The sequence below is a fragment of the Woeseia oceani genome (genome assembly GCF_001677435.1).
Taxonomy (GTDB): domain Bacteria; phylum Pseudomonadota; class Gammaproteobacteria; order Steroidobacterales; family Woeseiaceae; genus Woeseia; species Woeseia oceani.
Map to the genome: position 1 here is coordinate 392817 of NZ_CP016268.1, position 22979 is coordinate 415795.

15 protein-coding genes are annotated in these 22979 nt (G+C 57.8%); 11 read left to right on the plus strand and 4 right to left on the minus strand.

What is annotated here, in order from left to right; genetic code table 11:
• Positions 1-4: 4 nt before the first annotated feature.
• Positions 5-751, minus strand: a complete 747-nt coding sequence (locus tag BA177_RS01735) for an IclR family transcriptional regulator (protein WP_068612192.1) — start codon at positions 749-751, stop codon at positions 5-7.
• A 150-nt stretch (positions 752-901) separates the two neighbouring features.
• Between BA177_RS01735 and BA177_RS01740 the strand changes: the two genes are divergently transcribed.
• The 8 genes from BA177_RS01740 (at position 902) to BA177_RS01775 (ending at position 11610) form a co-directional block, all read left to right on the plus strand.
• Positions 902-1549 (plus strand): bifunctional 4-hydroxy-2-oxoglutarate aldolase/2-dehydro-3-deoxy-phosphogluconate aldolase, encoded by a 648-nt coding sequence (locus BA177_RS01740; RefSeq protein ID WP_068612194.1) that lies wholly within the window; start codon positions 902-904, stop codon positions 1547-1549.
• Complete coding sequence (locus tag BA177_RS01745; protein ID WP_068612195.1) at positions 1549-2577, plus strand: sugar kinase; 1029 nt, start codon at positions 1549-1551, stop codon at positions 2575-2577. Before BA177_RS01740 ends, BA177_RS01745 begins: the two co-directional genes overlap by 1 nt.
• 175 nt (positions 2578-2752) lie before the next feature.
• Positions 2753-3280, plus strand: coding sequence for an RNA polymerase sigma factor (locus BA177_RS01750; protein ID WP_156762652.1), 528 nt, complete (start codon positions 2753-2755; stop codon positions 3278-3280).
• On the plus strand, positions 3277-4305 hold the full coding sequence (locus tag BA177_RS01755; RefSeq protein WP_068612199.1) for a FecR family protein: 1029 nt from the start codon (positions 3277-3279) through the stop codon (positions 4303-4305). The genes BA177_RS01750 and BA177_RS01755 overlap by 4 nt, the downstream gene beginning before the upstream one ends.
• A gap of 151 nt (positions 4306-4456) precedes the next feature.
• Complete coding sequence (locus BA177_RS01760; RefSeq protein ID WP_068612201.1) at positions 4457-7465, plus strand: TonB-dependent receptor; 3009 nt, start codon at positions 4457-4459, stop codon at positions 7463-7465.
• A 99-nt stretch (positions 7466-7564) separates the two neighbouring features.
• A complete protein-coding gene (bla, locus tag BA177_RS01765; protein ID WP_082989775.1) occupies positions 7565-8599 on the plus strand; it encodes a class A beta-lactamase in 1035 nt (344 codons plus the stop codon).
• Positions 8600-8682: 83 nt separating this feature from the next.
• On the plus strand, positions 8683-10368 hold the full coding sequence (locus tag BA177_RS01770) for an N-acyl-D-amino-acid deacylase family protein (RefSeq protein WP_068612203.1): 1686 nt from the start codon (positions 8683-8685) through the stop codon (positions 10366-10368).
• Positions 10369-10494: 126 nt separating this feature from the next.
• The gene (locus tag BA177_RS01775; RefSeq protein WP_068612205.1) at positions 10495-11610 is read left to right on the plus strand and encodes a serine hydrolase domain-containing protein; all 1116 of its coding nucleotides are present in this window, start codon (positions 10495-10497) and stop codon (positions 11608-11610) included.
• A gap of 188 nt (positions 11611-11798) precedes the next feature.
• Here the strand turns inward: BA177_RS01775 and BA177_RS01780 are convergent, their stop codons facing one another.
• From BA177_RS01780 to BA177_RS01790, 3 genes are all read right to left on the minus strand, one after another.
• Positions 11799-13148, minus strand: a complete 1350-nt coding sequence (locus tag BA177_RS01780) for a sodium-dependent transporter (protein ID WP_068612207.1) — start codon at positions 13146-13148, stop codon at positions 11799-11801.
• A gap of 289 nt (positions 13149-13437) precedes the next feature.
• On the minus strand, positions 13438-14712 hold the full coding sequence (locus BA177_RS01785) for an NlpC/P60 family protein (protein ID WP_068612210.1): 1275 nt from the start codon (positions 14710-14712) through the stop codon (positions 13438-13440).
• A gap of 57 nt (positions 14713-14769) precedes the next feature.
• Complete coding sequence (locus BA177_RS01790) at positions 14770-15735, minus strand: N-acetylmuramoyl-L-alanine amidase (RefSeq protein ID WP_068612212.1); 966 nt, start codon at positions 15733-15735, stop codon at positions 14770-14772.
• Between the two features lie 235 nt (positions 15736-15970).
• Between BA177_RS01790 and BA177_RS01795 the strand changes: the two genes are divergently transcribed.
• The 3 genes from BA177_RS01795 to BA177_RS01805 all read left to right on the plus strand — a co-directional run bounded on the left by BA177_RS01795 (position 15971) and on the right by BA177_RS01805 (position 22976).
• On the plus strand, positions 15971-18943 hold the full coding sequence (locus BA177_RS01795; protein WP_068612214.1) for a TonB-dependent receptor: 2973 nt from the start codon (positions 15971-15973) through the stop codon (positions 18941-18943).
• Between the two features lie 89 nt (positions 18944-19032).
• Positions 19033-21474: a purple acid phosphatase family protein gene (locus BA177_RS01800; protein ID WP_068612216.1), complete on the plus strand. Its 2442-nt coding sequence runs from the start codon at positions 19033-19035 to the stop codon at positions 21472-21474.
• Positions 21471-22976, plus strand: a complete 1506-nt coding sequence (locus BA177_RS01805) for a sodium:solute symporter (protein ID WP_082989776.1) — start codon at positions 21471-21473, stop codon at positions 22974-22976. The genes BA177_RS01800 and BA177_RS01805 overlap by 4 nt, the downstream gene beginning before the upstream one ends.
• Positions 22977-22979 lie beyond the last annotated feature (3 nt).

Here is a 22979-nt window from a genome sequence, read left to right on the forward strand (position 1 = left end):
TGCGTTACGAGCGCGAACCCAATGATGCCTGTGCGGCGAATCCTCGCACGGCGTCGATTTCTGCTTGTATGCCGCGCTCTTCCATCACGTAGCTCGGGAATGTGCAGCTCATGGCTCCGGCTACTTCGCCGTCGATGCCCAGAATAGGTGCGGCAACGCACACAAACCCGCGGGTAATTTCTTCGTTGTCCACGGCGTAGCCGTCGGCTCGAATCTGCCTCAGCTCGAGGCGCAGTTTTTTCGGATCGGTAATGGTGTTTGGCGTGTGCGCCTCCAGCTTGCGGCTGATGACCCGTCGCACGGTGGCGGTGTCCGCCAGACTCAGAAAGACCTTGCCCATCGCCGTGCAATGCAAAGGGAACGACTTGCCGACCTCCGAGTGCAGGCGCAATCCAAAACTGCTCGCTTCGATTTTGTCGATGTATACGCCGGAGTCATCGCTAAGTATCCCGAGCGTAGCAACATGACCGAACTGGTCATGCAGTGCTTGCAAAAACGGACGTGCGGCAAGTCGCAGGTCGTAGTTCGTGGTTACGGATGCGCCAATGCGCGCGAGCAGCAGTCCGCCGCGGTAGTGACGTGTTTGCGCGTCCAGTGAGAGTGCGGAAAGTTCGCAGAGTTCGTGGAGCAATCGATGAGTACTGGCCTTTGGCAGGCCGGTGGTTTCGACGATGGCGGCGAACGGCAGGCCGGCGGTGCCTGCGGAAGTCACGGCGTCGATAATCTGGAATCCTTTGCTTAAGGCGCTCATAACCTGGGGTCCTCGCGAGGCGCTTGACAAAGGCAGCGCGCAGAGTGATAAAGCAACATCAAAAAAGAAACTTAGTTCCATATATGGAACTTGTCAAGAGGCCAGAGGCGGTTGTTTCCCCTCGAGGGCCGTCGCTAAGGAGTGAGTTCTGTGTCTGACGAAATCAACAATACGCTGCAGTCGGTGCCGGTTGTGCCGCTGGTGCAATCTGACAATCCGGCAACTGCCGTCAAAATTTCGAAAGCCCTGGCTGCCGGTGGGCTTACCGTAGCGGAAGTCGTGTTCCGTACAGACCGCGCGCTCGAATGCTTGCAGGCAGTTGCGGACCAGGTTCCCGAAATGGTTGCCGGTGCGGGCACTGTCCTGAACGCCAAGCAGGCGGAAGCTGCCGTCGATGCAGGTGCGCGGTTTATCGTTTCGCCCGGGCTCGATGATGGAGTCGTGGCCGTTGCGCGCGAACGGGGCGTTCCTGTGTACCCCGGCATCGTTACGCCAAGCGAACTGCAGCACGCTTTCAACCTGGGCCTGGACGTTGTGAAATTTTTCCCCGCTTCCATCGCTGGTGGTGTGCCGGCATTGAAGGCGCTGTCCAGCGCTTTTCGCACCATGCGCTTCATGCCTACGGGCGGGATTTCACCCGACAATCTTGCCGACTACCTCGCCGTGCCGGCCGTACTGGCATGTGGTGGTAGTTGGTTGACACCCGCGGCAGCAATCGCTGCAGAGGATTACCAAAAAATAACTACACTTGCGAAAGAGGCTTTTGCTACAGCCCGCAAAGCCCGAGGAGGTGCGTAATGTCCAGGTTCATGAGTTTTGGCGAGATTATGCTGCGGTTGAAATCACCCGCCCATGAACGCTTTTTCCAGTCGCCGCAATTGGAAGCCACTTTCGGCGGTGGTGAAGCCAACGTGGCGGTGTCGCTGGCCAATTACGGCCTGGATGCCGGTTTCATCTCGGCGCTACCTGCCAACGACATCGGTACTGCGGCGATCCGCGAATTGCACAAACACGGCGTCAACACAGCCGGTGTGATCCGGCAGGGTGATCGGGTCGGTATCTATTTCCTGGAAACCGGTTCGAATCAGCGCCCGTCGAAAGTGGTTTACGATCGCGCGCATTCATCCATCTGCGAAGCAAAGACCGGTGATTTCGATTGGCCGGCCATACTCAAGGGTGCAAAGTGGTTCCACATCACCGGCATTACGCCTGCGCTGAGCCAAAGTGCGGCGGACCTTTCGCTGGAAGCGTGCCGGGCAGCGAAACAACTGGGCGTTACCGTCTCTTGTGACTTTAACTACCGGGGCAAGCTGTGGAAGTACGGCAAGTCGGCACCCGAGGTCATGCGTGAACTGGTCAAGTACGTCGACGTTGGCATCGCGAACGAAGAAGACTGCCAGAAATGCCTCGATATTCACGTCGACGTGAACGTCGATAGCGGTGAGCTCGATACCAAAAAGTACGAAGCGCTGACCGCCAAGGTCCTGGAAGAGTTTCCGGACATGTCAGCCATTGCTGTCACCTTGCGAGAATCCCGCAGCGCCGATCGCAACGGCTGGTCCGCTTGTCTGCGTGATGCCGCTGGGTTTTATCTGTCAAAGCACTACGAACTGACGGACATTGTCGACCGGGTCGGCGGCGGCGACAGCTTCGCTTCAGGGTTGATTGCCGGATTCAACCTGTACGAAGACCGGCAACAATCGTTGGAGTTTGCCGTGGCAGCGAGCTGCCTGAAGCACACGATTCAGGGTGATTTCAATCGAGTAAGCCTCTCTGAAGTGCAGCATCTGATGGGTGGCGATGGTTCGGGTCGCGTGCAACGCTAAAGCGAACCATTACCAACCCCGGCTGGGCTGTGGACGCGGAAACCTGTCTGCGCTGTGCGCGCGCAGCCTGAGGATTCCCGGAGGGCCCCGGCAGAGGGCAGGTTAAAAGCCTGCTGAATTTACTGCTGTCCCTCCACGTCCCTCGTGCGTCTTTAGTAGCATCGAGTGCCAATACGTGACAAACAACGTCGAAATGAAGCAGTTCCAGCACGCAGTCCAGGATGATTTCAGCAACCGTTGGTGGCCGGTCCTTGTAGCGTATTTCCTGCGCAGAGTGGATAACCGGGCCGAAGCCGAGGATCTGACGCAGGATGTCTTCAAGAGGCTGTTGACCAGCGATACGAGCGACGTGCAATCAGCCGAAGCCTATGTATTCCGGGTTGCAAGCAACTTGCTTGCTGACAGGGCGCGCAGGAGCAAGGTTCGCAATGAATATCTCCATAACGCGGCGACCACCGAGGAACGGCATGTTGAGTGGCTCGATCCCAGCCGGATCGCTTCAAATCACGAGGCCATCGACAAACTGGCAGCGTCCGTTTCGGCCTTGCCGAAAAGGACCCGCGACATATTCGTACTTTATCGCTTTGAAGGAATGAGTCAGGACGATATTGCCGACTCGATAGGCATATCCAGAAGCGCAGTCAAAAAACACGTTGCTAAAGCCCTTCGGTATCTTGTTATCCAGTTAAGAGACAGCAGATGAAGGAACGACGCGACAAGGAAAGAGCAGACCCGGTTCGCACAGCGGCAGAATGGTGTCTGCGGCTGGTCGAGAACGATATGACCATTAGTGATCGCCGCGAATTCGACCGTTGGTGCGAAGATTCATCCAATGCGCAGGCTCTCGAGGAAGCAATGACCACGTGGTACGCGCTGGATGACCTCACTGAACATCGGCAAATTGCGGAGCTGCGCGACGGTGCTGTAGAGCGTCATCGCTACCGCAAGTATCAAGGCCGTGCACAGCGCTTGATTCGGCCGGTCGCCTGGTTGGTTTCCGGAGGGCTGGTGGCATTTGCTGCACAGCTCTTGATCGCGGGCTTTCTGCTTCAGCACCAACCGAAAACGTATGAGACTGGTTTGGCCGAGCGCCGGGTTGCCGTACTCTCCGATGGATCAAGCGTTTCATTGGACGCCAGTACGAAAGTCATTGCGGAAATACACGGCAAGGAACGCGAACTGAAGCTCGAACGAGGCCGCGCTCGTTTCGATGTTGTCAGCGATCCGTTGCGGCCCTTTACCGTAGCCGCTGGAAACAAACTGGTCGTTGCTACTGGCACGTCATTCAGTGTCGAAGTACTTTCAAGCGATATCCGGGTACTGTTGTACGAAGGCAGTGTGACGGTGCTCGATAGACCCGCGACTACGAAGTCAAACAAGCCCGCACTTGCCGAAAGCAGGAAACACCTGACCCAACTGGCGCCAGGTCAGCAGCTGATTCTACCGACAGTTGGCGAAAGCATCCTGGAGCCCGCCGATTTGTCCAAATCCATGGCGTGGGAGGCTGGGCAGGTAAGCTTCGCCAATGAGCCTTTGGTGGTGGCGGTGGAACGTCTCAATCGTTACACGAGTTCCAGACTGGAAATTGGTGATGAAGCTCTGCAGGAAATTCACGTTAGCGGTGTTTTCTCCACGCGTGATACCGCAGCATTTATTGAGGGACTGACAACTCTCTATGATGTTCGTGTTGAGAAACATGGTGATCGCATAGTGCTGAAGGAACGATAGTTTTACGAAAGCGGTGTCCCCGACTGTTTGTCATGCGTCTAAACCTTACAAAGCCATATCAGTATGTGACTTACAAGAAGGGGACAAAATGAAACAGGCGGGAACTGGTTCGGTAGGGTCGCGTAAGACATTTCTATTTCTGGCGATTCTTGTGTGGATTTATCCCGCAGTCATTGCTGCGCAGGATGCAACATACAATTTCAGCATGGATGCGCAGGAGCTTTCGAAGAGCCTTCGGGAGTACGCGCGTATCACGCGAGCTGAGGTTACCTTCCGAGAAGAAGTAGTAGCAGGAAAAACAGCCCCGGTACTGCGAGGCGTTTACACCGCTAGTGACGCATTGAATATGCTCATTGAGGGCAGTGGTCTGGTCGTTGACAGAGGGCGCAGTGGTGTCCTGATATTGCGCCGTGCTCCCGAACAAGTCCCCGAGACGACAGCGCAAGCCCAGCCGATACGGCAAAACGCAGCAAGCGATTCGTTTGATCTGGAAGGTGATTACGACGAGAGGGCGCCGGAAGAAATCGTGGTTTCCGGGTCGCGAATTACTCGAAGCGGTTTCGTCACCCCAACTCCAACGACGATGCTATCTGCTGAGGAAATGCGCCAATTTGGTGAGAGCAACGTCGCTGACGTCTTAAACACATTGCCGGCATTTGCCGCAACGAGCACGCCGCAGACCGCAACCCGCAATATCAATCTCGCCGGCGGAAACTTTCTGAACCTGCGAAATCTTGGTGTAATTCGTACCTTGGTTTTGGTCGATGGACGGCGCTTTGTCCCAACGTCATACAAAGGCTATACGTCTATCAACGTGGTCCCTTTCGAGGTGGTCAAGCGAACTGAGGTGGTCACCGGCGGTGCGTCGGCAGCCTGGGGCTCCGGTGCTGTTGCGGGTGTTGTGAACATTATCCTCAACGATGACCTCCAGGGGTTCCGGGGTGGCATACAGGCAGGGATTTCAGAATACAGCGACGCAGAAAGTTACCGCGGCTCATTCGGCTGGGGTAGCGACTATCAGGGCGGCCGCGGCCACCTGCTGATTGGTGCCGAATTCAATACCAGCAAGGGAATTACTACCCAGAGTGATCGGCCCTGGACGCATTGGCAGATGGCGCTGAACCCGAATGCGACATCGACCAACGGCCAATACCGCTACTTTTTCACTGAAGACGTACGGCATTCGAATATGACGCCGGGCGGTCTGATCACGACCACCGCACTTGCGGGCACGCAGTTCCTGCCGGGTGGCGTATCGGCACCGTTCAACTATGGAGATTTTCGTACCAGTTCTTACATGGTAGGCGGTGACGGGATGATGGTGAAGCCGGATCTGCTGTTGCGCAACCCACTGGACCGGGCAAATTTTTTCGCGCACTCAACATACGAACTTAATGAAAACGTTGAGCTGACCGCGGAGCTGTCCTACGCCGTAACTGCGACCGAGTTTGATTTCTGGCCGCATACAGACTCTGGTCTCTTGCTCATCCGACGGGACAATGCATTCTTGCCGGGCGATATTGCCGACCGTATGGATGCGGAGGGTATTTCGTTCTTTCGTATGGGCCGGGCGAACCTCGACATGGGTTTCCTTCACGACAAGATCGAGAACGAAACCATACGTGCGGTTGTCGGAGCGGACTTTGACCTCGCAAATAGCTGGAAACTTTCCACCTATTATCAGCACGGACGCAACACGAACGACGTCGAGTTGACCAATGCGCGGATCCGCGACAACTATACTGCGTCCGTAGACTCAGTTATCGGGCCGAATGGCACCCCCGTATGCAGATCCTCTATAGCCGATCCCGGCAATGGTTGCGTACCTATCAATTTGTTCGGTGAAGGCTCACCGAGTCTCGCGGCACTGGACTACGTACATGGTTCCGCTTGGCGCAATCATCTGACCAAGCAGGACGTGATCGCGGCGACCGTGCAAGGTGAGCCAATCAGCAACTGGGCCGGGCCTGTGTCCGTAGCGTTTGGTGCCGAGTACCGTCGCGATAGTTTGGTTACGACAGTCGATGAAATATCGGCAGCCAGTGGCTGGACTACGGGTAGTTTTCTGCCTTTCAGTGGCAAAGTGAACGTACGGGAGGCCTTTGTTGAGACGGTCGTTCCCCTGCTGGTCGACAAGCCGTTCGCGCGCTCGCTGGACCTGAATGCATCTGCTCGCTATTTCGACTACAGCACCAACAGTGGCTCATTGCACTCATGGAAGATTGGTACGACCTGGGATATTACTGACGAATTCCGCCTGAGGGCTACCTTGTCCGATGACATGCGTGCGCCGACGATGGAGGAGTTGTTTACCGAAGCATTGTATTACACCGCAAACATCTCGGACCCGGTGCTCAACGAGGTCTATCGTATTACTGACAAGCGCTCTGGGAACCCGGACCTGGAGCCGGAAACGGCACGGACCGTAACGGCCGGTATCGTCTACACGCCGCAATGGACAGACCGGCTGCGTATGTCTCTTGATTACCATCGCATTGGTGTCGATGGCTACGTTACGACGGAGACTGTGCAGCGCATACTCAATCGCTGCATGGATGGAAATGCCCGTTTATGCGATCTGATAACGCGCGACAGCGATGGTCGAATCGATACTATCAATCGCGTGAACGTGAACCTCGCTGAGAGGATCTCGGAAGGTTACGATCTGGAGACCGTGTACAAGGCACCGTTGGCTGTTGGCAGCCTGGACGGCAATCTCACCGTGCGGGCCATCGTAAGTTATCAGTCCAGACTCAGCTACGACGATGGCATTACTTCATACGATGCGGCGGGCGTAGTCGGCACGGGTAACGCGAGTTCGCCGCATTGGCGAGGCCGGGTCACGGCGACGTACGCCGTGAACGGTTACCAGACCTCAATGGCGGCACGTCATGTCGGCGATGGTGCATACAGCAAGACGTATCCGGACTGGTATCTTGAAGACCGCCATATTTCCTCCAGGACCTATTTCGACTTCTCCCTGAACAAGTTGATCAGTCTTGACCGCAGCGATACGAAAGTGAGATTGAGCCTTAGTATTCGCAATCTGTTCGGTGCTGAGCCGCCGCTGAATCCGTCAACGGGTTACACGCCAAACAACCCGGCCCTGTATGACTATTACGGTCGTTACTACCGTGTCGGCGCACGCGTCAGCTTCTGATTGCCTCGCGTTACACGGTTTTGGTCAGGGCGGCATGCCCGGTGATTACCGGGCATGCCGTGTTAAAGGTGCTTTGTCAGTTATTCAGGGTCTCAGTTGATGCATAACGAATCCAGGCGATCGTTCGCCGACACCTACCGGGCATTCATCGGCATGTGGACGGCACTTGCCGCGCTGGTACTGCTAAGTAGTCCGGTATTCGTCCAGGCAGCAACACCGGCCGAGCGGCTGGAGGCGGAGATTGCGCGCATAGCCGCCGGCACTAAAGGCGAGGTCGGTGTCGCTATGCGACGTATTGGTAGTGACACAACCATCGGCTATAACCTGCGTCAGCGCTTCCCGATGGCGAGTACCTTCAAGATCGCGGTAGCAGGTGCAACGCTCGCAATGGCAGAACGCAACGAAATCACCCTGCAAGAAATGGTGATGGTTGATCCGTTGCTGGTTGTGCCATCTGACGGTATAGACAAGATGGCGAGGCACCATCCGGGTGTCATGTTGTCGGTACTAAATCTTATCAACCTGGCTCTAACGGTCAGCGACAATACTGCGACTGATGTCTTGCTGAGCAAGATCGGTGGCGTGGACACTGTCAACGACTGGTTGAAGTCGATAGGCATCAAGGGGCAACGGGTCGATTCCAACGTTGCACACCTTTTGTACCGCGCCTACGGGGTAAAACCCGGCGAGGGCAGCTATCGGCAGAATATCCAGGACGCGGCCAGAGAGCGTCGTGCAACAGGCAGAAAAATTGACGTCTTGTCCGTGCGCCGTCGATTTGCCGCGGATCCCAGGGACAGTTCCACACCGCTGGCAATGGTCGACTTGCTGGAAAAAATCCAGACAGGTGCAGCGTTGGGGGCAGAGGCGACACACATCCTGCTCGATATCATGGACAAAGCGACCAGCGGCAAAAACCGGCTGGCTGGCAGGCTGCCGGAAAATACGCCCGTTGCGCACAAGACCGGAACACTTGCTGGCATGGCGAATGATGCAGGACTCGTCGAGCTGCCGGACGGCAGCAAATTTGCCATTGCGGTGTTCATTAAACTTGATGAGGGTAGCCTGGCTGCGCGCGAACGCATCATAGCCAATATCAGTCGAGCGGCTTATGACTACTACCTGTACTTCTAAAAATGGCGACCTCGTCAATGCATGTTTCGTGTGTGTCAGGAACGACCGGGCAAGATTGTCTGTGACAGGAAAGGCAGTAGTTCATGAGTCTGTATAGCGTAAGCAGCGTTATTGTTGCTGCTACTTTTACTTTCGTTCTCAGTCCGGCGGTTGCCGCGGATGACTACGACCTGCTAATTCGCGGTGGCACGATATACGACGGTTCGGGCGCAGACGGCTACCTCGGCGACCTCGCGATCAGCAAAGACCGTATAGCCTATGTGGGTGAACAGGCGCCCGGAACAGCACGCGAAGTGATCGATGCCAAAGGGCTTGCGGTCGCACCTGGCTTTATCAATATGCTGAGCTGGGGATATCGAACCCTGTCGCGAAACGGTCGCGGTGAAAGCGACATCCGGCAAGGCGTCACGCTCGAGGTGATGGGCGAGGGCTCAAGTAACGGGCCCTATACGAGTGCTATGCAGAAGAGCCGCAAGGTGACGTATTCGACCCTGGGTGGAGCGTTGGATGCCCTTGTGGAGCGTGGCGTGTCGCCCAACGTTGCTTCTTTCGTTGGCGCGTCAACTGTACGTGTCAACGTGCTTGGGCAGAGTGATGCAGAACCTGACGAGGCAGAGCTGTACGAGATGCGCGCGTTGGTGCGCGAGGCCATGCTGGAAGGTGCGATGGGGGTCGGTACGGCATTGATCTACTCGCCGGGATCGTATGCGTCGACCGATGAGTTAGTAGCATTGGCCAGTGAAGCCGCGCAGTGCGGTGGCATCTATATCAGCCACATGCGGTCAGAAGGCGACCGTTTGCTGGAAGCGATCGACGAACTGATTGACATATCTCGCCGCAGTGGCGCGCCTGCCGAGATATTTCATCTAAAGCAGGCGGGCCAGCATAACTGGGGAAAACTGGATGCGGCCATTGAACGCATCGAAGAAGCGCGAGCCTCAGGTTTGCGTATCACCGCCAATATGTACCCCTATACAGTTGCGGGAACCGGCTTGTCAGCGGCCATGCCGACATGGGTGCGGAAGGGTGGTTTCGCCAGCTGGCGTGAACGCCTGCAGGATCCGGCGATACGTGCACGTGTAGCGGCGGAAATGCAGCAACCTGGCGATGGTTGGGAAAATCTCTACTACGCGTCCGGTGGCCCCGGGAACGTGATCTTCTCCAGCTTCAGAAGCGAAGCGTTGCGGCCGCTGGCCGGGCGTACGCTGGCTGACGTAGCGAAAGAGCGCGGTACCACGCCGGAAGCAACCATGATGGACCTGGTCGTCGAGGACGGCTCACGCGTAGAGGTTCTCTACCGCCTCATGAGTGAAGATAACGTTCGCCGGCAGATTGGTTTGCCGTGGATGAGTTTCGGTTCGGACGGTGCGGCGGCTACGATCACGCAAAAATCCGCAAGCAGCCGCGGACATCCCCGCGTTTATGGAACATTTGCACGTGTTCTGGGGCACTACGTTCGTGAGCTCGACGCTATGCCACTGGCGGATGCTATTCGGAGAATGACGTCGCTGCCCGCGGCGACCCTGGGGCTGCGCGACAGGGGACGATTGCAGGAAGGTTATTACGCCGATATCGCCGTGTTTGATCCCGAGAGCATTATTGATCGCGCGACAGTTGAAGTACCGGCTGTGTACGCCGTCGGTATGCAGCACGTTCTGGTCAACGGCACGCCTGTGCTTCGGGATGCTGAGCACACGGGTGCGACCCCGGGTCGCGTGGTCCGCGGGCCCGGCTGGCAAGGTTGGGAGGATGGCGGCAAATGCCCATAGCTCAATTGCTTTTGCTGTTCGCGCCGGGCGTGAATACCTGTCCTGACAGAGGCACTCCGTAACCACATAGTGTGGGCCGCAACAAAGACACCTGTACGGATACTGGCAATAAGACAAGGAACCGCTATGTCAAAAGACTGGAGGGCAAGATCCGTTCTTGCCTGCGCGTTACTGCTGGCAACGTCCCTGTGTGCGGCCGACGCGACGCAGGACAGCATGGTGTTTCCGGGAGATAGCTGGGAGTTCGTCCAGAAAGCCGAACTTGGGCAGTATGGCTGGGATGCCGAAGCGCTTGATGAGCTGACCCGGTTTATTGCCGATAACTCCAACACGACAGGCGTTGTTGTCGCTGAACGTGGACGTGTTGTCTATTCGTTTGGTGATGTTGCCGAGCTGTCAATTATCGCGTCCGTGCGCAAGAGCATACTCTCAATCCTTTATGGAACGTGGGTTGAACAGGGTGTCATAGACCTCGATGCAACGCTGGCCGAGCTCGGAATCGACGACGTTGGCGGTTTGCTGCCGATCGAAAAAGAAGCAACTGTGGAGCATTTGTTGACTTCGCGCTCCGGTGTTTATCATCCGGCGGCAAATGGCGGTGACCATCTGGCCGACGCGCCCGGCCGCGGTTCACAACGCCCGGGGGAGTACACGCTCTATTCCAACTGGGATTTCAATGCGGCAGGGGCTGTGTTCGAACAGTTGACTGGCCGCAATATCTACGATGAATTCGATCGCCAGCTCGCGGCCCCCCTGCAACTGGAAGACTGGGACCGCTCTTTACACAGCAAAAGTCACAATCCGACAGTATCCCGATATCCCGCTTATCACTTCTACCTGTCGACCCGCGACATGGCACGTATTGGTCACCTCATGCTCAATCAGGGCCGCTGGGGCGGAGTGGATATTACCTCCGGCGAATGGGCGCAACGTATCGTCAGCACAGTGACACCGCTGGAAAAAATGAACCCGGCCAGACTTCGTGACCGCTACTTTGGTTACGGGTACATGTGGTGGGTATGGGATGGCCCGCGTGCTACCGGACCGTTCGAAGGCGCGTACACCGGGCGCGGTTCCCGGGGTCAATGGCTTACTGTCTTTCCAAAGCTGCAGCTTGTCTTCGCGCACAAGACCAAGCACGCGTATCGCCGCAATACGAGCTGGAAGTCCTGGCATGGCATCATTGAACGCCTGCTGGAAGCTCGCGGTGTCACTGTCAGTGCGCCGTATCCTTGGCAATGAGCTTGTTGATCTGGTGACCCGTTATTCGTTGGGGCACCACGTGGTCGGTTTGCAGCTGCGAAAGCACTGTGAACTACACAACAGTGGAAGCCGGTCATCGAAGACAGGTCGAATATGCTGCCGTGAATCACTGCATTGACAACCGCGGTCGGCAGGCAGCCACGCACGAGCAATTCACACGTTAACGGCTATCGCAGCTGTTGCACGAAAATGGCGAGGATTGCGGCAGGGCAGACAAAGCGCACGTAGCCGGGCCAGATTTTCCAGAACAAGCCGTTGTCGCTGCCGTCTGTACCTTTGCGTATCTCTTCGATCACCGTACTGCGCTGCCAGACCCAGCCGGCGAACACGCACATCAACAGACCGAGCAGCGGTTGGCTGTAGCGGGTCGTCAGGGAAACGACGAAACCGAACAGCGTGCCAAAGTTGAAAATGAGCACGGAGCTGACAAGAAGTATGGCGCCACCGATCATGAATGTCGCACGCTTGCGGTTCATGCCACGGCTCTCCACTGCGTACGCGACCGGCACTTCGAGCATGGAGATCGACGAGGTCAGCGCGGCCACGGCCATCAGCAGGAAAAATGCCAGCGCGACCACCAGTCCGGCGACGCCCATCGTGTTGAACAGTTCCGGCAGTACCGTGAAGATCAGCGTGTCTTCCGCGATCAAGCGGCCAGCGGCATCGTAAATTTCGACGCCGTTGTGCTGTGCGACGTACATGGCCGGGACAATCAGCATGCCTGCCGTGACAGCTATGCCGATGTCGAACAAAGTGACCGAGCGTCCCAGCGATACAATGTTTTCGCGGTCGCTGACATAGGAGCCGTAAATAAGCATGGTGCCGACGCCCAGGGACATCGAAAAGAACGCCTGGCCCATGGCACTGAGTATTAATGCCGGGTCCGTGATGCGACTGAAATCCGGTACAAGGTAGGCCCGGACGCCGTCGCTGGCGCCATCCAGAGTCAGTACGTACACGATCAGCAACACCAGTATCGCGATCAATGCCGGCATCAGCCGCGTGCACCACTTTTCGATGCCTTCGCGGACGCCGCCACAGATTATCGCCACGGTCAGAACCATGAACACGCTGACGAACAGTAAATTGCGTTCCAGCGAGAAGTTGGTCAGCCAGGCGGATGTATCCGGCATGCCGAGTATGTCCGTAACGGCTGCCAGCGCGTAGGCGATCATCCAGCCGCCGACGATGCCGTAGAAACTCAGGATCAGGCTCGCCGTGACTATCCCGATGTAGCCGGTGCCAGCACCGAGTCGCCGGGTGAAGTCACCGCTTGCTATGCCGCGCAATGCGGCAACCGCGTTCGATTTGGCATGGCGACCAATGATCAGCTCGGCCATCAGCGCTGGAAACGCGAGGCAAAACGCCAATACCAGGTACACCAGCAAGAATGCGGCACCGCCGTTGCTGGCCGCCTGTGTCGGGAACCCCCAGATGTTGCCGAGACCAATCGCGGAACCCGCTGCTGCGAGTATGAAACCGATTCTTGAACTGAATTCTCCGCGTGCGGTGGCCAATGCGTGCTCCTTATCGTTAGTCCCTGCCTGTGGGATCGGAGGATTCTATCGCAAGTCGGCTTCATAAGTGGCCGGCCTGCGCCAGCGGCCGCTGTGGCGGGGCCGCGGGCCCGGGACACGCCAGGCGCCGGGGTTGTTGGCTGACGCGCCCGGGGAACCGGCCTGCAGCGGGTGGCTCGCGCCGACCGGGCGATGACGGGCCCTGGCGTCGGTCAGCTCCCGCGATGCAGTTATCGTCTGCCGCCAACGTGCCTGTTCGGCCGTGTGGAATTGGCTGGCAGAGTGCCGGTCAGCGGATGCATTTGATGCCCGTCATAGCTTGCAGGTGACTGAGCGATTCATCGCTGTGCAGTTGCAGGAACGGCGATACTGAAACGCCGCCTGGTGCATTGCGCACAAAACTGCCGGTTCCGGTCATGTAGTTCAGCGCACTCGCGTCGTGTATGACGTACGGCTCTTCGTTGATCGCGCCGAGATACAGCATGACGTGGCCCGGCGTGTAAATAAGATCGCCCGCCTGCAGCGAGCGCAATGCAGCGCGTTTCTCATCGTTCGTGCTCTGGTCGCTGAAACGGAGGTTCTCGCCAATCGGACTGGCACCCTGATCGTCCGAATTGCGCGGCAAATAGATGCCGAAGGTTCGGTAGATCTCGGCGACAAACCCGGAGCAGTCGCGGCTGTTGCGCGAGTGCCCCCAGCCGTAGACCTCACCCAGAAAGCAAAACGCCTGACGGATCACGTGGCGTCGGGTGTAACTCAGGTAACCCGGGTGCACGTCGGCATCTTGCGGGATCAGGGCCGGCGCGAATCGCAACAGACCGTCCTCGCCACGCACGGGGAGTTCGACGATGTGGTGGTTGTTGCGTGCGTTCGGCGGAACGTTACACGGGCCGCTGTAGAGTGGCAGGCGGATACTCATGTCCAGCTGTATGCCGGAGGTTTGCGGCAAGGCGGGGTTGCTGGTGGTGTAGATCTTGGCACCGGTAACCAGCAAGAACCCGGTGTTCTCGGGTGATTCGAGCACCTGATCCCGCTCACCGATGGCGACGGCATTGGCGTGCACCCAGCCGAGGTAGTTGTAGCTCTGTACCAGCAGCCAGCCCCGGTCTTTGCTTTGGTGCAGCACGGCAACCCTGTCCGTCGGGAACAGGCCGTTTTCCTGAAAGCGATCGAAGTCTTGCGGCGCCGTGGTCTTGCTGACGATGTCGTCTGTCGGGTAGCGACGCATGCTGGTGCGACGAACAATCAGGCCGAAACGAACGGGATTGCGATCCGCGATACCGGGGATGTTCAAACCGGCCTCGTACCGCGCATAGTCGTCGCGCTGCAACGCAACGCCGCTTCGGTAGTAGTGCGTCTCATGCGGGATACGACTGACCCGCCTTAGCATCGCTGTTAATTCTGCCGCTGACAGTGTTGTCGGAAACGCGCGCAGGTCGGCGAGCGAGCGGGTCGTGGCAAAAGAGCGCTCGTTCATGGCGCTGATCTGCGCTGCCGTTAACAACCGCTCGTCAACGTTCGCCGTGTTCCCGATCCAGAATTCGGGCGTCAGGACGTCAGTCACGGCGCCGCCCGCGCTGTCGATAGCGTGTCATGCCGGTGTCGGCAAGCCGGGTGAGACTCACGAGCGGTCAGTGGTATCGATGTCGGCCGGCATTGCCTCTGGTGCCGGGGCGACCTCTGTGCGCAACAGTTCTTCAAGGCGTGCAGGAAAGTATTTTTCAATCAGCGCATAAAGAGTGGCGGTCGTTTCGAGGGTCGGTTCGCCGGTTACCTGGTAAGGGCGAAAATGCATTTGAAACGCGCTGATCACGTCCCGGGTCTGCTCGTCCAGTTCACCGCTTATCTCGATGCCGTAGCCGTAAGCGTTCAAGGCGCGCTGGATATTGTCCAGTGGCATGGGTTGCTGGCGGAATTGTTCCCAATAGCGAACGACTGTTTCGTCATCAAACCACGCGCCATAGCCGAGCCGGTAAAGGCGTTGCCACGGGAAGCGCGGACCCGGATCGATCTTGCGGCCCGGCGCGATGTCCGAATGGCCGACGATGTTGGTCGGCGAAATATCCGGATACCGCTTCAGCAAGTCATCGAGTAATTCGATGACAAGTTGCATCTGCGATTCGGCAAAGTCCGGGTAGAAGCAGAGGCGCTCGGTTTCTGCTCCGGTCGCCGACGTTATCGCGGGGCTGGAATGGCAGTACGTCTGATTCACGATTTCGATACCCAGCGACTGGTCATTGAGCGCCGTGCGCCCACCCCAGTAACTGTGCCCGGCATGCCAGGCTCTGCCAGTTTCCGGAACGAGCTGGAATACCTTGAGTTCCTTGTCGGTGTAGCTGGCGTCGTCAGGCTCGGGAATGAGGTAGTGCGAGCTGACCGGGCGGCTTGAAGGCTGGGTCAGGATACGCAGCGAGTCGCCGAAATTGGCGGTCGTGTGGTGCAGAACGATGATGGAAATTCGGCTGTTGTAGTTCGCGGAATCTGCGCGAACCGGGGCGCCGTTTGCGCAACCTTGTAGCAAATACGCGACGGCCAGCAGGGCGACGGGAATACGGGCGTTCCGTGCTCGGAAATAACGAAAAAGCATGTGTGAGGTACCGTTTATGGCTGTCTTGGCCCGTCAGGGGCATACTGTGGGCGAATATGTTATTCCAAATGGCCGGAAAATGTTGCGCTCACGGCACAGAATCTGGCCCAATCTCACCGGTGCAACCTGTGTGGAATAAATAATTCTTTACTTTTCAGCGCCGAACGATATTTTACGCGTTGATATCAATTCCAGTTCTGAGAAAGTCCGGTGTGGACTTGGGAGAAAGGACGTCATGCGTCAACAACCATGGTCGGCTGAAAGGTCGAATTTTCGCAACAAGTTGAATCGGGTGTGGGCAGTGCTCGCCCTTGGCCTCGCGTTTTTCGCAGCGCCGGCATTCGCCCAGCAAACGGGTGATATCAGCGGTAAGGTCACCGACAGCAGCGGTGCCGGTGTGGCCGGGGTGTCGATCACCGCGAGCAGTAATGTACTGCCGCAGGCGCGCACGACCAGTTCGTCCGCCAGCGGTCGCTACCGCATGCCGTTGTTGCCACCCGGTAATTACGAAGTGCGTTTCACCTTCCCCGATGGCTCTACTCTGGTGCGCAATGCCGCGGTAATTCTGCAGCAAAACTCCGAAGTCGATGTCACCATGGGCGTCGCCCAGGCACAGATGGAAGAAATCATGGTGCTGGGCACGCAGGCGCTCGCCGATACGGGCCAGGCCTCGCTCAAGAACTCAGTGAATGCGGCGACCATTGACGCATTGCCTGTCGGTCAGGAATACCGCGATCTGATGAAGCTCATTCCGGGCGTCCAATACAGTGAAGACACCGTTCGTGGCCCCAGCTCCGGCGGCAGCGGTCAGGACAACGGTTACCAGTTCGACGGCGTTGACGTTTCTCTGCCGCTATTCGGTACTTTGTCTGCCGATCCTTCCTCGCACGATATCGCGCAGGTATCCATCGTTCGCGGTGGTGCCAAAGCTATAGGCTTCAACCGTTCTGGCGGTTTTTTGATGAACACGGTGAGCAAGTCCGGTACGGACGAATTCACTGGCGAAGTCAGTTACAAGATGCAGTCCGCGAGCCTGACCGGTGACCGCGAAACCGGCGACAACCCGCTGGAGTTCGATGAAGACAAAGACTGGCTGACAGCCAGCTTCGGCGGCCCGATCTTGCGAGATCGTCTGTATTTCTACACGTCTTACTATGCGCCGACCGCAACCCGCGACAACACCGCCAATGCGTATGGCCCGGTTGGTGATTTTGACGACTCGCGTGACGAGTTCTTCGGCAAACTGACCTTTTCGCCGACTGACAACATCCTGCTGAATGGCAGCTTCCGCACGTCTGAGCACGAGATTAGAAATCGCAGTGTCGGCACGTTCGGCGCTGCTTCAACGTCCGAAGGCGACAAGTCCACGCTGGATATTGCCATTCTTGAAGGCTCCTGGATTGTCACCGACGATGACGCGATAAACTTCAAGTACACGCATTTCCAGAACGACAACTCATCGCGTCCTGACACATTGTTCGGTTTCCAGATCGCCGAGGGTGATTCGCTGAACATTAACGCGCTGGATCAGCTGGGTAACTTCACGGTTCCCACTCCGATAGCCGGCGAAACGGCGTACAACGCCTTCATTCAGCCTTACATTGACCAGTACGGCTACAGTGACGGCGGTGTTGCGACCGGCGGCGGTAACGTTGGCGGTGGCAGTACCCTCGATGACCAGAATTTCATGCGGGAAAGCTTTGAAATCGGCTACGACCGCCTGTTCTACGCGGGCAATGTTACTCATGATCTGCACATTGGCTACCAGTACCAGACCATTGAGGAAGAGCTGTCACGTACTTCGAATGGCTGGGGTTCGATCACTGTGCCCGGTGGCCGCGTAATGGCAACTGACGGTGTTACGCCGATCTTCTTCCAGGCGACGTTCGAGCAAATGAGTCTGCTGACCGGTGGGGGCGCGGCGATTCCGCCGATCGTTTCCACGGTTGACATGCAGAGCTTCGAGATCAACGACACGATCGAAGTTGGTGACTGGACTTACAACGTTGGCGTTCTGTTCAGCAATGACGTTCTGTACGGCCAGGGTCTGGCTGCAGACTCATCCAATCCGCTGACCGGGCTGACCCCGTCACCGGGCTCCGTGTACAAGATGTACGAAGTGGACTGGAAAGACATGATCCAGCCACGCCTCGGCGTGAACTGGGATTACTCCGACACCAGTTCCATGTACGTTAACTACGCGAAGTACAACCCGTCGGCCTCGTCACTGGCTCGCGCCGCATCGTGGGACAGAAACCTGCGTCGCAGCATTCGTGCCAATTTCGATCAGAACGGCAACTTCATCGAAGTTGATCCGGTGGGTTCATCCTCGGGCAAGGTTTTCGATGACGACCTGACACCGCGTTCCATCGACGAGTACCTGGTCGGTTGGACGAAAGACGTCAACAGCGACCTCGTGGTACGTGCGCACGTTCGTTACCGCAAGGGCGGTCACTTCTGGGAAGACACCAACAACACGGCGCGCGTTGATTACAACCCGCCGGCTGGTATCCCCCGCGAGCCGTACGTTCCGAACCTGGACGACATCCGCGCTGAAATCGGCGGTTCGTCTTACGTGATCGCCGAGCTCGATGGTGGTTATACGAAGTACTACGAGGCGAGCGTCGAAGCCGAGTGGAATCTCGACAACCTGTTCCTGCGCGGTTCCTACGTGTGGAGTCACTACTACGGTAACTTCGATCAGGACAACACCACTACGGACAACGATCAGAACATTTTCATCGGTTCGTCTAACATCGGTGACGATGCAGGACGTCAGTTGTGGGACTTCAAGGACGGCAATCTGAAAGGGGACCGTCGCCACATGCTGAAGGTGTACGGTTACTACCTGTTTAACTGGAACGGTTCAGCCGGTGCCTACCTTGTGTATCAGTCCGGTCAGCCGTGGGAGTCATGGGACGTCGAAGTCTATCGGGCACTCACTTCCAGCACCAGCGACACGATCCGTTACTCGGAGCCTGCGGGTTCTCGTACGACCTCGGCTCACTGGCAGCTTGACCTGAATTACACGCACAACTTCCAGGTCTTTGGTGATCAGAATATCCAGTTGCGAGCGGACATCTTCAACGTGTTCGATCGTCAGACCGGGTACAACATCGAGCCACGTGTGAACAATGACAACTACGGACTCCCGCAGGATTTCTTCAATCCGCGAAGAATCCAGCTGGCGGTCAAGTACCAGTTCTAAGCTAAACAGCTGCACGGCTGCGCCGTGACAGCTATCGTACTCAGGCCCCTGTCTTTCCGTTAAGGCAGGGGCTTGATACGTTTAAAGCCATGCTCTGGAAGAAACAGCCCATCCTTAAACTTATAAAACCGGCCGTGTTGACGGCAGCGATCCTGCTTCTCGGCGCCTGCAAGCCAGCGACTTCGTTGTCGGATGATGCCTTGCTCCTGCCGGCGCTTGATGCGGCCGAAATGCGCTGGATCGCAAGTCGCATCTACCAGAACGAAACCCGCGGCCAGGCGCGCTACCTGACCCATTGGGGGGCTGGCGAGGATTTTCCGTCGCTCGGCATCGGTCATTTCATCTGGTTTCCTGCCACCGTCGATGCACCGTTCGACGAATCGTTTCCCGCTCTGGTGAGCTACCTCAACGCACATGAGAATGCCTGCGCAGTAATGCCGGACTGGCTTGCCGAACTCGAACCGTTTGCCGCTCCCTGGGCGGACCGGGAAGGATTCGAAGCGGCGCTGGATTCCGACAACATGCTGCAGCTACGCCTTTGGCTGGCCGCAACCGCTACCGAGCAAGCGCAGTACATCGTCGACAACTTCAGTCGGCGCTGGAGCGAGATTGACCTGCCGACCGAAGACTACCGGGCACTCACCGCGCTACTGCAGGACTTGATGCAGACCTCCGGGGGGCGTTTCGCGGTCATTGATTACGTGAACTTCAAAGGTCTGGGCACCAATCCCCGGGAACGCTATGCCGGTGAAGGCTGGGGCCTGATGCAGGTGCTGAGTGACATCGTTGCCGCTCGCGCAGACGGAGATGCGACCGGCAGTCTCGTCGAACAGTTCAGCGCGGCCGCCGCCGCGCGGCTGCGACAACGGGTCGAACTCGCACCGCCGGAGCGTAACGAGGCGCGTTGGCTTGCCGGCTGGATGCGGCGGGTCGGCGACTATGCCTCGCTCCCCGTCGAGTCCGCGCGCGCGCAGTACGCCGGCTTCAGGGTGCAGCCTTACCTGCAAAACCCGACGTCGACTTCCATGAACGTGATCTGGTTCAGCGATGCCGCAACGGCGGGAGAGCTGAGCCTGCTTGCCGGCGAGGAAAACGGCGGCGTCGTGCAGGTCATACAGACCACGCCAGCCGCGGCATGCGAGCTCGGCTACCACCCAAGAGAGCTGGCCTCGCTTGAGAATGGCCGCTTGCCCACAGCGCCTTTCAAACACGTCGTGGAATTGTCAGACCTGCAGCCGGGCGCTGCTTATCGTTACACCGTCGTGCAGAACGGCCAGCAGGCCAGTGGTGAATTTCGTACACCAGGCCCGGCCGATGAAGCACTGCGGTTCGTCGTCTATGCCGACAGCGAGACGGAGCCGGAATCGGTCGGCAAGCCGTCGGCTTGGGGCGGCTGGGACGATGCGCCCGGCGAACGGCCATACCCTGTTGATCAGGACACCGGCTATCGCGAGAACCTGCGGGTGATGGCCAATGCCAAACCGGATTTTATCGCCATCGCGGGTGACCTTGTGCAATCAGGCGGTGAGCAGCGCGACTGGGATGAATTCTGGCGACTGAATGCGGCTATCGCGGCCACCACACCCATTTATCCGGCGCTCGGCAATCACGAGTATTTTGCCGGGCCCGGCGCATTCGGTGATTACGGTGCGGATGCGAGTCGGCGTGCCGTCCAAAAGTACAAAGGCTATTTTTCGTTCCCTGACAACGGTGCTGACAATGAAGCACACCAGGGTTCCTATTACGCAATCCAGCGCGGCCCGGTCAGCCTGATTGTCATCGATGGCAATGACGGCGTCCCGCACCGCAGCGATACAGACACGAACTGGTACTTACGTGACCAAAGTCAGGGTGGTGTCGCGCCGGCCTGGAATCCGGGCTCTCGCCAATACGTATGGCTGGAAGAGCGTTTGCGACATGCGCAGCAGAACAGTGCATTTACGTTTGTCATGTTCCATGCCGCACCGTATTCATCGGGCGTACATGCCTTGCCGCCCGGGCTGGGCGAGGGCAAGGACTACCTGCCGGGCACACCGCTGCGGGCGCTGACGCCGCTGTTCTCACGTTACGGTGTCGATGCCGTGTTCAGTGGTCACGATGAACTCTACGAGCATTCTGTGGTGCCCGGTACCGAGGTGCTGCCCGGCGGCGGCAGTGCAGAACATGCCGTGCATTTTTACGTCGTCGGAATTGGTGGTGACGGTTTGCGTGGCGCCGCTCGTGAGGTGCGCAATCCGTACCGGGTGTTTTCTGCCGCGGCCGATGCGCCGGAACAGTACGATGACAACGGCATGCTGATCGACGGTGGTATCCACTACGGACACTTGCGGGTAACGGTGAATCAGGCTTCTGCCGGCTACTGGCAGGCACAACTGGAACCGGTTTACCTGTTTCCGCTGTTTGCCGCGGATGGCACGGTGCGGGCATTCGAGCCACGAAACTATGCCGATGTGACGGTGTTGCGCGGCATGCAGGTCAATGCCGACAACGAAGCTGCAGTCAACAATGCACGGGAGACGGACGAGCAATGAATATCGGCATAGGTCTCACCGACTCCGTTGTCATTGTCAGCTACATGTTGCTGGTATTGGCCATCGGCTTGTGGATAGGCCGCGGCAAGCAATCGTCGGCTGACTATTTCCTCGGCAATCGTTCCATGCCGAGCGCCGCCTTGCTGTTGTCGATTGTCGCGACAGAGACCAGCACGGTTACCTTCCTCAGCATTCCCGGCATTACCGCAGCGGCCGGTGGCAACCTGACTTTTTTGCAGATCACCATCGGCTATATCGTCGGCCGCTTGTTTGTCGTTTTCGTCTTGCTGCCGTTGTACTTTCAGGGCAAGCCGTTCACTGCCTACGAGGTGCTGGAGACGCGCTTCGGCCGGCTCAGCCGGCGGATGGTGTCGACCCTGTTTCTCGTGACCCGCAATGCCGGCGATTCTCTGCGCCTGTTCCTGACCGCGCTGGCCCTGCAGATCGTGCTGGGTCTGGACCTGACGATGAGTGTGATAGCGATCGGTAGCGTCACGATTCTGTATACCTTCATCGGCGGGGCGAAGTCTGTCATCTGGAACGATTGCATCCAGTTCATCATCTACATGCTGGGCGCAGCGATTGCAGCGGTCATTATCACTGACGCTGTGCCCGGCGGACTGGGCGACATCATTGCGCTCGCCGAGGCAGGGGACAAATTCCGCTTTCTGGATTTCAACCCGAGCCTGGTGCACCCGACCATGACGTTCTGGGCGGGGCTGGCCGGCGGCGCCTTCCTGACCGCGGCGACGCACGGCACGGATCAATTGATGGTGCAGCGCTACCTGTCGGCGAAAAGTCAGCGCGGAGCGGCGATTGCATTGGGTCTCAGTGGTTTCATCGTCTTGCTGCAGTTCGCGGTTTTTCTGTTGATCGGTATCGGACTCGCGGCCTTGTTTCAAACCACCGGTGTAACCGGTGGAGAGCAGGCGATGAAGAGCGATCAGCTGTTCGCCTACTTCATCGTCAACTACATGCCAGTCGGTTTGCTCGGGCTGACCCTGGCGGCCGTCTTCGCCGCGGCGATGTCCACTTTGTCGAGTTCACTCAACGCCTCTGCCGCCGTGTTCATGAATGACCTGTACAAGCGCTCGCGGCAACGAGAACCTGGCTCGGAAATGCGCGCGAACCGCACGGCGACCATCTTCTTCGGCATCGTGCAAACCGGTCTTGCGATTCTGTTCGGGATGCTGGAGTCGAGTGAAAGCATCGTCGCTAATGTGCTGAAAGTTGCCGGCTTCGCCATCGGCCCGGTGCTGGGCATGTACTTCCTGGCGGTATTCACAACGCGTGTGCAGCAGGCCCATGCGTTAGCGGGATTTGTGACGGGCGTCGTCGTACTATCATTGGTGGCGTTCGGCAGCAATGTGTTCTGGGCGTGGTACGCCCTGATCGGTTCGCTGGTAACGCTGGCCGCCGGTCAGCTGGCCTGCGTGCTGGATACCCGATCATTGCCAATGAGCGAGACCAGCGGAAGCCCGGATAAGAATTCAGCAACGTGACAG